Source organism: Lysinibacillus sp. ZYM-1 (assembly GCF_001308875.1).
Classification (GTDB): domain Bacteria; phylum Bacillota; class Bacilli; order Bacillales_A; family Planococcaceae; genus Lysinibacillus.
Genome location: NZ_KQ465136.1, coordinates 14608 through 27000 on the forward strand (window position 1 = coordinate 14608; position 12393 = coordinate 27000).

General features: G+C 36.8%; 9 protein-coding genes and 2 riboswitches. All 9 genes read left to right on the plus strand.

The window, feature by feature from the left end; all coding sequences use genetic code 11:
- Positions 1-27 precede the first annotated feature (27 nt).
- The 9 genes from AO843_RS25500 (at position 28) to AO843_RS19480 (ending at position 12096) form a co-directional block, all read left to right on the plus strand.
- Positions 28-2550 carry a winged helix-turn-helix domain-containing protein gene (locus AO843_RS25500; protein ID WP_054612725.1) on the plus strand — a complete coding sequence of 841 codons (2523 nt, stop codon included), beginning with the start codon at positions 28-30 and terminating at the stop codon, positions 2548-2550.
- A gap of 98 nt (positions 2551-2648) precedes the next feature.
- Complete coding sequence (locus AO843_RS19445) at positions 2649-2858, plus strand: S-layer homology domain-containing protein (RefSeq protein ID WP_197278963.1); 210 nt, start codon at positions 2649-2651, stop codon at positions 2856-2858.
- Between the two features lie 150 nt (positions 2859-3008).
- Positions 3009-6026, plus strand: coding sequence for a leucine-rich repeat protein (locus AO843_RS19450; protein ID WP_054612727.1), 3018 nt, complete (start codon positions 3009-3011; stop codon positions 6024-6026).
- Positions 6027-6153: 127 nt separating this feature from the next.
- Entirely contained in the window at positions 6154-6411 is a 258-nt protein-coding gene (locus AO843_RS19455) for a hypothetical protein (RefSeq protein ID WP_054612728.1), read from the plus strand.
- Positions 6412-6532: 121 nt separating this feature from the next.
- A complete protein-coding gene (locus AO843_RS19460) occupies positions 6533-7228 on the plus strand; it encodes a response regulator transcription factor (protein WP_054612729.1) in 696 nt (231 codons plus the stop codon).
- Positions 7218-8513, plus strand: a complete 1296-nt coding sequence (locus AO843_RS19465) for a HAMP domain-containing sensor histidine kinase (protein ID WP_054612730.1) — start codon at positions 7218-7220, stop codon at positions 8511-8513. Before AO843_RS19460 ends, AO843_RS19465 begins: the two co-directional genes overlap by 11 nt.
- Complete coding sequence (locus AO843_RS19470) at positions 8510-9175, plus strand: PepSY domain-containing protein (RefSeq protein ID WP_054612731.1); 666 nt, start codon at positions 8510-8512, stop codon at positions 9173-9175. The genes AO843_RS19465 and AO843_RS19470 overlap by 4 nt, the downstream gene beginning before the upstream one ends.
- Before the next feature lie 93 nt (positions 9176-9268).
- Positions 9269-9787 carry a PepSY domain-containing protein gene (locus AO843_RS19475; RefSeq protein WP_054612732.1) on the plus strand — a complete coding sequence of 173 codons (519 nt, stop codon included), beginning with the start codon at positions 9269-9271 and terminating at the stop codon, positions 9785-9787.
- A 214-nt stretch (positions 9788-10001) separates the two neighbouring features.
- Positions 10002-10153, plus strand: a riboswitch (cyclic di-AMP (ydaO/yuaA leader).
- 119 nt (positions 10154-10272) lie between these two features.
- Positions 10273-12096: an APC family permease gene (locus AO843_RS19480; RefSeq protein WP_054612733.1), complete on the plus strand. Its 1824-nt coding sequence runs from the start codon at positions 10273-10275 to the stop codon at positions 12094-12096.
- A gap of 164 nt (positions 12097-12260) precedes the next feature.
- Positions 12261-12362: riboswitch (purine riboswitch) on the plus strand.
- Positions 12363-12393: the final 31 nt, after the last annotated feature.

A 12393-nucleotide genomic window follows, 5' to 3' on the forward strand; every position in this document is an offset into this window, starting at 1 on the left:
ATTGTTAAACAGAAGGGAGGTTAAATGATGCTAAATATTTTATTAGCCTCAAAAACAACCGGACCCCTAACGGGAGAGCAAATTATTGAAAGAGAACGATTAAATGCCATTTTACAACAGACATCAGCTAAGCTTATCGTAGTGCAAGCGCCAGCAGGTTATGGTAAAACCACTTTGTTAAGTAGTTGGGTTCATCAACTTGATACAATGGTGGCATGGTTTACAGTTGACCAAACAGACAATGACCCAATTCGTTATTGGAAATATTTAATTCATGCGATTGGTCATGCCTTACAGCCAGAAGCAGCATCCCGAATTGATTCTATACTCCATGCTCAACCACAGTTACCATTAGAATATTTAGTGGATTCGCTATTAAACGAATTATCGCTATCTACTGAAAAGATTCACATTATGATTGATGATTATCATCATATTTACAATATTGCTATCCATCAAACAATGACTCGTCTGATTGATTTCTTACCTGAACACTGCTTTATTTATATGACTAGTAGATCGACTATTTCATTACCTGTTGCAAAGTGGAGATTAAACCATTGCTTGCTTGAAATTGGTGTAGAGCATCTACTTTTTACGTATGAAGAGGCAAAAGAATTTTATAAAAAATTAAACAAACAACTGAATGAGAAGGAGCTTCAAAAGGTTTTTAAGATAACTGAAGGCTGGCCTGCAGGGTTACAATTAACCAATTTAACAAGTTTCTATAATATGGATGACAAACAAATTAAAGAAAGTAATTCATATGTGGCCCACTATTTTATGAGAGAGGTTTTTTCCAAACTAGCACCACAACTCCAAACATTTCTTCTTTATACCTCGCTTTTGGAACAATTAACCTCTGAAACATGTAATGTTCTAACAAACCGTACTGATGCTCAACATGTCTTATTAGAGCTTGATCACCAAGGTTTATTTATTAGCAGAGTGGAAGCAAAAGAACAGGTCTTTCGATACCATAATTTGTTTAGAGAAACATTGCGTCAAGAGTTAAGCAAACGTTTTACTCAGCATGATATTTTGAATTTATATGAAAAAGCAGCTGTTGCTTTATATAATAACGGAAATTTTTTATCTGCTATAGAGCTTGCTTTAAGCGGCAAAGTGTTTATGTATGCTGAACAATGGATTCAGGAGCATCTTGTAACATTCCTTTCCTGTGGTCATTCAACATCGTATATAAATTGGATTAATACTTTATTGGCTAATGGCTATGAAGTACATCCAGAATTGATGGTAATGTACGCCTATACACTCGCAGCATTACACAATTTAGAAAATGCTTATCAGACGATACTAGAGCTAGAACAAAAGCATAGGACAAATCAATGGATGAATAAAAACGTGTATGCATCTGCTGTCGATGATTTTCTAGGTGTGAAAGCCTATGTCTTTGTCATGAAAAATGGAGATCTATCACAAGCTGCGGAATACATTCGACAAAGGCTGGAGAGAAATCCAATTGGGTCCAAGTGGGACGCAATTTTTATACAATATAATCAAACAGAGCATATGTTGTTTAGAACAAATATTGGGTCTAGAGGAAAGTTGCTTTCAGATGAACAGGCTATGTCATTTTTCGCTAAGTTTAGAACAGGGGAATTTAAGAACTTAAGTATGACAGGCTATAGTTATGGCATGCGTGCAGAAAAATTATATGAGTGGAATCACTGGGATGAGCTATCAATAGAATTAGAGGAAGCATTACGTTCTGGTCATCAATTCCAAGATCCAGGATTATTAGTACCGATGTACATTCTAAAAAGTAAAATAGCCGCTTTAGAAGAGCAATATATAGTTGCCCAAAGCGTTTTAGACCATGCAATTGAAACTATCAATGAACGTCATTGGATTGATAGTATAAGAGTGATGAAGGCACTATTATTTTTACGTGAAAACAATGTTGTCCAAGCAGAACAGGAGTTAGCCAAAATTAAAGAAAATATGGATAAGAATTCTCCATTTTATTTGCTAGTGAAAGCACGTTATTTACTCATGAAAGAGCACCTTCTAGAAGCACAGCAACTAATTGTACAGGTGCAATTACAGGCACAACAACAAGGACAGCTATCTACCTGTATTGAAGCAACAATTTTATTAGCCATATGTTTGGCAGAGCAAGGACAAGCAGATAAGGCGTTGTTGACGTTACATCAAGCCTTGAAATTAGCCGAGCCATATCAATATATCAGAACCTTTATGGATGAGCCTCAAACATATGCTTTATTAAAAAAATATGCCACTATTCGACAGCAATCTTATGAAAAGGAGTGGAGAGAGGTTTCCATGAGCTATGTTGAGCACTTGCTAAAATGCGTTCAAAATCATAAGCAAATTTCACCATTGGCGTCCCTTACAACTCGTGAACAGGAAATATTTTCATTATTATTAGAAGGTGCTTCTAATAAAGAAATAGCCGAGCAGCTATTTTTATCTGAAGGTACAGTACGTGTCTATCTCTCGGGGATTTATAGTAAGTTAGGTGTTAAAAACCGAACACAGGCAATATTATTAAACCCACTGGCATAAGGTTATCCGTTATCTTTTTTAGGTAGCGGTCTTTTTTTACATATAAACAATACATAGCTGGAAACTTCCAACCGAAATCTAATATGACACGTTCACAAATGGCAAAAGTATTGGTAGAGGCTTTAAACTTGACAGCCAATAAGAAAGAAACATTTCATGATGTACCTGCAGCTCATTGGGCATACAATTATATTGCTATTCTTGCGTCAAACGGTATCACAATAGGTGATCAAGGTAAATTTAGACCTAATGATGCTGTCACACGCGCAGAGTTCGCAACCTTTTTATATAGAGCTCTTTCTCAATAAGAAAAAATCTCATCACTGGTGTGATAAGACTACCAATGATGGGATTTTTGTATTTACCTGAAAATAATTAACATTCCTCAATGGTAGGAGTAAATAATTACCTTTAAGATGAAGAAGAATTATTTCATTTTTAAAGAAAGGAGAGTCTATATGAAAGCCAAAAGTGTTAGATATGGAATATGGTTCACACTATTTTTCTTCATGATGATATTAAAAATCCCTTTTACTTTTGCTAATGAAGCTGATTATGATGTTGAAGATAACCCTGATGGATCAGTAACTATTAAGACATATACAGGTACTGGAGGAGATATTGTAATTCCTCATCAATTGCAAGGGAAGATGGTAACAGGAATAGACCCTTGGGTGTTTAATAATAAAAAACTGACAAGCCTCACGATACCTGAAACAATCACAACGATTGGTGCTTATGCCTTTTATCAAAATCAGCTAACAAGTGTGACACTGCCAAGTAATCTAACGAATATTAGTGATGGTGTATTTTCTTTAAACCAACTAACAAATGTGATGCTTCCAAATAATCTAAGTAGTATCGGAAATTATGCATTTTCCGGAAATTTGCTAGAAAGCGTAGATATACCTAATAGTGTTATTAGTATAGGAGATCATGCATTTTCAACGAATGATATTGTCAGGGTGAAAATCCCAGATGGTGTAAAAATAATAGGGGCAAATGCATTTGCAAGGAATGATATTGAAAGTTTAGAGATACCAGAAAGTGTAAAAAGTATTGGGGATGGAGCCTTTTCTTATAATTACTTAAAGGAAATCATTATACATTCTAAAGATGTTGAAATAAGTGATGATGCTTTTATAGGGCATAGTCCTGATGTTGTTATGTACGCTCCAGAGAACTCTTCGGTAAAAGAGTATGCAGATAGGTTGAATATAAACTTCCAAAGACTAGATTCTCCAGATCATGTCAATGAAGAAGATTATGAGTGGACAAAAAATAGGGATGGGTCAGTAACGATTAGAGATTACATTGGTACTAATGTTGCAATAACCATTCCAAGTCAGCTAGATGGCAGGGCAGTAACAGCAATAGGTAGTGGAGCATTTGGTGAAAAAGGTCTTACACAGGTAATTATACCAGACAGTGTAACAAGTATTGGAGATGTGGCATTTGCAGAAAATCAAATAACATATGTGAAACTACCAAATAACCTTACAAAGATAGGTGAAGGTGTATTCTTTACAAATAAACTTACTGCTATAGAAATACCAGATCAAGTGACTCAAATTGGCTCATATGCATTTTTAGATAATGCACTTGCTACAGTAAAGCTACCAAATCAACTTAAGACAATTGGGGATTTCGCATTTATGGAGAACCAATTAACAAACATTGAGTTACCAGCAACTTTGGAGACTATAGGAGAATGGGCGTTTTCAGATAATAACCTTACCTCTTTAGTGATACCTTCTAGTGTCGTAAGTATGGGAGAGTATGCATTTGCTACAAATCAACTTTCAAATGTAACCATTCCATTCAGTATAACAAGTATAGCGGAAAGTGTATTTCTCGATAATCGGCTAACAAGTATAGAGATTCCTAGTAGTGTAACGACTATTGGTAGATGGGCATTTGGGGAGAATAGACTTAGTAGTGTAGAAATTCCCAAAAATGTAATGACTATAGAGGATAATGCCTTTAACGACAATAATCTTAAACATGTGAAAATATTATCGGATGCAACGATTCTTTTAGAAGATATTTTTAATGCAAATCCAAATAATTTAATTGTTTATGGTCATGATGCATCGACTGCACAAGCCTATGCCAATCAATATAATCACCAGTTCGAATTACTGACTTATCAGATTATCTATCATGGAAATGGCTCTGAACAAGGAAATCCGCCAGTAGATACGAATATGTACCCAAGAAATACTCCAGCAACGATCTTAGATAATATAGGATCATTAGAAAAAACAGGCTATACATTTGATGGTTGGAACAGCACTAACGCGGGGGATGGTATAGATTATGCAGTAAATAGCATTGTTGATATTGAAGAATCCAATCTAGCCTTGTATGCGAAATGGATAGCAAATGCATATGTTGTCACATTTAATACAAATGGGGGGACAGCAATCAATCCTATTACAGTAATTTATGAGGGACTAGTAAGTAAACCAGTAAACCCGATAAAAGCAGGGCATACATTTTTAGGCTGGTATAAGGATGCTCAATTCACAACACCATGGAATTTTACAACTGATAAGGTAACCAAGAATACAACCTTGTATGCCAAATGGGATAAGATAGTCACACAATATACGGTGGATTTCGATACAAATGGAGGAAGTACAGTAGTATCACAGAAGGTAACTGAAGACACCTTAGCAACAAAGCCAGCAGATCCAACAAAGGCAGGCTATACATTTACAGGCTGGTATAAGGATATTAATTTCACAATAACATGGAATTTTTCCAAAGATGTAGTGACGTCCAATATCACATTATATGCCCATTGGGTAACAGACGGTTCATCGGGTGGTGGAGGAAGTGTATCTCCGAATCCAGCCCCAATACCAGAGCCAACCATACCTGAAAAACCAGACCCTAAACCTGAAGAGCCAACAGAGCCACAACCAACAGAGCTAACACCCCAACAAGAGCCAGATATCATCTTTTCAGATACTTCTCAAGGACATTGGGCATGGGCGATGATTCAGGAGATGGCAAAGCGGGGCATTATTACAGGCTATCAAGATGGCACGTTCAAGCCAAATGCACCAATTCAGCGCCAGCATGCTGCCCTGATGTTAACAAGAGCATTAGAGCTAGAGCCGAAAAAAGAAGCGCTAGTATTTAACGATATCTCTAAAAGCCATCTCTATTTTGAGGTAATCAATCAGGTACAACAGGCAGGTCTGTTTGATGGCATAGACGGGAATTTCCAGCCAACTACTAATATGACACGCGCTCAAATGGCAAAAGTATTGGTTTTGGCCTTTAAATTAACTTCATCAAATAAAGATACTTTCAAGGATGTGCCAAAAACACACTGGGCATATGAATCTATCGCTATACTCACAGGAAATGGAATCACAATTGGAGATAATGGCAATTTTAGACCAAATGATCCTGTAACGCGAGCGGAGTTTGTAACATTTTTGTCTAGGGCTTTGCATCAATAATTAAAAATCTCACCAATGACTATGCAGAAAGTTGTTGGCGAGATTTTTTTTGTTTAAATTATTAACATTACTCAATAGTGCGTCCGGATGTAAATGATTATGCTGATACAAAAAGGATGTGATTCTATTGAAAATTGTTCGTCTTACCTGTTTCATATTATTCTTAAGTTTAGCTTTTGTATCCATTAAACTTTCAATTAAATCAGATGAAAGGAATTATGATTGGCGCAATAATTCTGATGGTACAGTGACCATTATTCATTACAATGGTCCACATATGGAGTTTCCCTTCCCAGACCAGTTAAATGGTAAAAAGGTTGGAAAAGTAAGTTCAGGGATTTTTGAGAAAAGGGAAATTTACATCCTTTTGCCGATAGTTTATTAATTAAAGCAATACCCTTAGAGTCAAAAAGATAAAGATGCATCATATTTCTAATCAATTTCTAATTAGACTTTCTTCACCTGAATCGTTTACGATGAAAGAAAAGGTGAAGGACTGATTCGACATGAGCAATCGAATTTTAATTATAGAAGATGAGGAAAATATTGCGAGAGTGCTACAGCTAGAGCTTCAATTTGAAGGCTATGAAGCAGAGATGGCCCATACAGGAACAGACGGATTATTGCAATACCGTGAGCAGCAATGGGATTTAATCTTGCTAGATGTTATGTTACCCGAAATGAGTGGTATAGATGTGCTAAAACGGATTCGTGCAACAGAGTTACAGACGCCTGTTATTATGCTGACAGCAAAAAGTGAGGTGGAGGATAAGGTAAAAGGATTGGATTTAGGAGCCAACGATTACGTGACAAAGCCATTTGAAATTGAAGAATTGCTGGCACGTATTCGCAATGCTTTACGGTTTTCTCAAAAAGCTAGTCCAAAAAAAGTCGCTCTGTCGTTTGGACATTTATCGATAAATGAGCAAACAAGAGAAGTTGTATATTTTGATAAGGAAATCCAACTGACACCTCGAGAATACGATTTATTGTTATATCTAATGAAGCATCCAAAGCAGGTGCTCACAAGGGAGCAAATACTGGAGGCTGTATGGGGCTTTGATTATTATGGAGATACAAATGTTGTGGATGTCTATATTCGTTATGTTCGCCAAAAACTTGAGCTAGCTAATGAAACACCTCTTATTCAAACAGTTCGTGGTGTAGGCTATGTGCTAAAGGAAATAAGCCATGAAACTTAAAACAAAAATTCATCTACTCACCACATTGCTCATGCTAGTAATTTTAGTGGCAACTAATAGTGGAATTTATTTTTTGTATGAGAAATTTGCCTATAATACGGAATATAATCAACTTCAAACAAGAGCAAATGATTTAAGCTCTACATTAAGTCAGTTAAATGCTCAAACCAACCTACAGCAAGTATTAAGAGCATATATGCCCACAGATGGTGCTATTTATGTTTATGATGGAGAGAGCTTAAAAACCAAGGTTCAGGCTTCCTTGGACATGCCCAAAGTTACCTCCATTACCTATACAATGCCTGCCATTTGGATAGATGGGACAATTGTAGATATCACTTTACAACAATCCATGGAGGAAATAGAAAGTACATTGGATTTGCTAAAGGCTATATTGATAGTTGTGTCAGTTATTGCCACGATCCCAATCTTGTTAGCAAGTTTAGCGCTCGGGCGCCTTATTTTGTTACCGCTAGAACGCTTAAATGCTACAATGCGCAAAAGTGCGGCAACGGGAAAATATGAAAAAATGGACATCCCAGCTAAAGGTGGGGATGAATTAACAAATATTAATCGTACTTTTAATATGATGATGGAGAAACTTGAACAGCATTATCAAAAGCAACAAGAATTTGTGTCAAATGCTTCCCATGAATTAAAAACGCCCATTACTGTCATCGAAAGCTATGCAAAATTACTCTTAAGACGAGGCTTTGACAATCATGAAGTAGCGCAGGAATCGCTACAAGCTATTGCCAATGAATCCTCTCGTATGCATGAAATGGTATTGCAATTGTTAGAGTTGGCAAAAAATAACGAGCATCTGGATGTTCATTTTGAACAGATAGAGCTGGCACCATTCTTAAAAAAAGTGGCAGCACAAATGCAGCAGGCATATCATCGAACATTTATAGTCGATGCAAAGACACCTAGATTTATCTACAGTGATGAAAAAATGATGAAACAACTGCTCTTTATTTTACTCGATAATGCTAGGAAATATAGTGAGGATGAAGTGCGTGTTTTCACAACAGAAACTACTACACATGTACGCATGACTATTCAAGATTTTGGCGTTGGAATTCCTGCGGAGCATATTCCACATTTGTCTGAGCGTTTTTACCGCGTCACAGCGGATCGTAATCGTAAGACAGGTGGTTCTGGACTAGGGCTTGCAATCGCACATGGCCTTGCGGGACAACTGGGCATAAGGATAGATGTGGAAAGTACACTTGGGGAAGGATCAAGTTTTACCTTATGTATACCAAAGGAGGGGCAACAATGAAAAAGTGGATTTTAATGATTGTTGCGATTTTCCTTCTTTGTAGCGGAACGATTTGGTTTATTCAGGGTCACTACTTTCAAGTGGAACCTTTTAGTGAAGAAGAGGCCATTCGCCATATTGAAACCATTTATAAAGGTCAAGTTTCACAAGTGAAGAAACAAGGAAATACCTTTGAAATACAATTTACACGCCAGAATGTGAAGTATACGGCAATAATTGATGCTATGACACAGCAGGTTTCTGATTTAACTATGAAAGAAGGGCAAAGTAAATTATTGTTAACTGAACATCAAATAAGACAAATGTTCAAAAAAGAATATGGCGATGTCGAAAGTGTCATGCTATCGGAAACCATTTATACGGTGCGTGTTGAGAAAGAGCATAAGCAAAAAGAAATAACAGTAGATGGCTATTCGGGTGATGTATTAGCTGAAAAAGATGTAAAGCTACTAGACCAACCTGTAGAAAATCATATTATTACTGAACAGCAAGCCATTGATATAGCCCTGCAACAATTAAAGGGTGAAGTGGACTCTGTTGATTTTGAAGAAACTACAGATGGCGGTTATTATTTAGTTGAAATTGAAACACAGCATGACGAAGCTACTTTTCAAATTCATGCTGTCTCTGGAAAGGTCCTTTCTGTCTCATGGGACGATTAAATAAGTTTTCTCATGAAATTCTAATGTTTCTCTTATAGTTCTATCATCTTTGCTTGATAAGCTAAAAGCAGATAAAACAAAGGAGAGATGAACATGAAAAAAATAATTATGATTCCTGCATTAGTGGTTACTCTGGGTGTTGGAGCGGCGATTGGCTCGACAACATTATTATCAGGAAGCGCACAAGAAAAAAAGGTCCTATCCATGCAAGAAATCGAAAAGAAGGCATTAGCAGTAGTAGATGGGACAGTAGCAGATATTGAACTAGATCAAAATCGCTACCGCTCTGTTTATGAAGTAGAGGTGCGTACCGATGCAGAAGAGTATGATTTAAAATTCGATGCCTATACTGGAAAATTACTTAAGCAGAAGAAAGAGCGTCAAGATGACGATGATAAGGATTGGGATAACGCTAATACTGCTACTAACATTGTAAGTAAAGAAAAGGCTATTGAAGCAGCTCTAACAAAAGCAAAGGGTACAGTGACAAAAATTAAACTTGACGATGGTATTTATGAAATTGAATTAAAAGATGGTCAATTTGAATATGAGATTGATGTTGATTCAATTACAGGAGAAATTGTCGATTTTGAACAAGATATTGAAGACTAATATTGGTAGCCACCTTAAAAGTAGAGCAAACTTTTAAGGTTTTTTTTGTTGTAAAATGTAGTTGAATCAGGCATTCGCGGGTAAATTAGTTTCTACCATAGATATTTACAAATGTATTCAAAATGTCTATGTTTTTCACTTGTAAAAAAGAAAAATTTTCTTCTTTACTTTTTTAATCGGCAGGCGTAATATGACATCATTATAAAAGTTTCAAATTTCTAAATCGCTGAAGAAAACTAGACGCGGGGGACCCATTTTTGACGGAGTGCATAAGCAATCCTTGGGGTGAATCTCTTCTAATTGGAAGAGTAGGGCTACTCAGGCCCGAATCCGACAGCTAACCTCGTAAGCGTTAAGAGCAGAAAAGTTGGAGCTTGGCAGACGGATGAGCGTCTACAAGTCTTATTTAGTGATGACTTGTAGGCGTTTTTTGGTCTCATTTAGAAAGGCGAAACACAATCTAAGAAACTAGAAGGTGTTTATTGATGAAATCCTCATTTAAACGTTATGTAATCGGCAAACCATTAAGATCCGATGCGTTAGGGGAACAAAAGCTTAGTAAAACAAAGGCATTGGCAATATTATCGTCAGATGCGTTGTCTTCAGTAGCCTATGGGCCGGAACAAATTTTAATTGTCCTTATGACTGTGGGCACATTAGCATTTTGGTATTCTTTACCGATAGCTGCAGGGGTTGTTGTTCTTTTGGTGGCACTGATTCTATCTTATCGGCAGGTTATATTTGCCTATCCACATGGAGGCGGTGCCTATGTAGTATCTAGGGAAAATTTAGGTGTGAATGCAGGTCTTGTAGCTGGTGGCTCATTACTGGTTGACTATATTTTAACGGTAGCGGTAAGTGTATCAGCAGGTACAGACGCAATTACATCAGCATTTCCAAGTCTTCACCCATACAACGTGCCAATTGCTATTATCTTTGTGATTTTTTTAACGATCTTGAACTTACGTGGTGTAACAGAGTCTGCCTCTATTTTGGCATATCCAGTCTATCTGTTTGTAGCCGTTATGCTATTGTTAATTGGGATGGGACTCTATAATGTTGCAACAGGTCAGGTGCCAGCAGAGCTGCATCCAAAGATTGGTACACCGGTCGCAGGGATTAGTTTATTTATCTTATTAAAGGCATTTGCGTCAGGAAGCTCAGCCCTAACAGGCGTAGAGGCTATTTCAAATGCTATTCCTAATTTTAAAAATCCTGCCCCTAATAACGCCGCTAAAACGTTGTTAGCGATGGGGGCAATCTTAGCTGTATTATTTATCGGTATTGTTAGTTTAGCTTATTTTTACGGGATTGCGCCAACTTCGGAAGCAACAGTCGTTTCCCAACTAGCAGAAGCAAGTGTTGGTCGAAATCTCTTTTACTATATAGTTCAGGGTACAACAGCGATGATTTTGGTACTTGCAGCAAATACGGGCTATTCAGCATTTCCTTTACTTGCTGTCAATTTATCGAAAGATGGTTTTATCCCAAGAATATTCCAAATGCGTGGGGACCGACTTGGTTATTCAAATGGGATTATGATGCTAGGGCTAGCAGCTATTGTCTTAATCATCTTATTTGATGGGGCAACAGAACATTTAATTCCACTATATGCTGTTGGGGTATTTATTCCGTTTACATTAGCACAAACGGGAATGATGCGAAAATGGTGGCGTGAAAAACCTAATGGCTGGTTTGCAAAATTTACGATTAATACGATTGGTGCAGCCATTTCTTTCATCGTAGCGATGATGTTTTTTGTGACAAAAATGCCTCAAGTATGGCCAGTGTTTATCTTTTTACCAATCATCATTTTTGTCTTCCATCGGATAAAGCTCCATTATCAAGCCGTTGGAGAACAGCTAAGACTGGGTCAAGAGGAAGTCGCTACTATTGAAGGGAATGTTTTTATTGTACCAGTAGCTGGTATAACAAAAGTGGTTGAAAATTCCCTTCATTATGCGAAATCACTTAAGGTTGATAAAGTTATTGCCTTTTATGTGGCTTTCGATCAAGCGGATGCAAAAGCTTTTGAAGAAAAATGGCAGACTTGGCAACCAGATATACGACTAGTAACGTATTATTCACCATATCGTAGCATCACACAGCCATTGATAAAATTTATTGATAAAGTTGAGCATCAATGTGCTAAAACAGGTCATAAAGTAACGGTTGTCATCCCTCAATTTTTACCGAAAAAGGGTTGGCACCATATGCTTCACAATCAATCTAGCTTATTAATTCGTACGACACTACTATTTCACAGAAATGTCGTCATTATGACTGTACCTTTTCATTTATCAAAATAATGCTAGCATGCTAGAAAATTGTCTGTTATAATCAGTACGTTGATTGAAAACACGAACGTTTACAATTAAAAAGTTGCAGAATACCATTAAATTCCGAAAAATTAAACTTTTTTTAGTAGAAGATATAGCCTTCTGCCGAATGAAGTGTTAAATTGGTTATTCTGATAGATTCATACAATTTTACTCATATAATAGCGAGGATATGGCTCGCAAGTTTCTACCGATTTACCGTAAATAAATCGACTATGGGTAGCAATGCTTTTAGAAAACTTCACTTTAAATGATGTTTTCTATTCC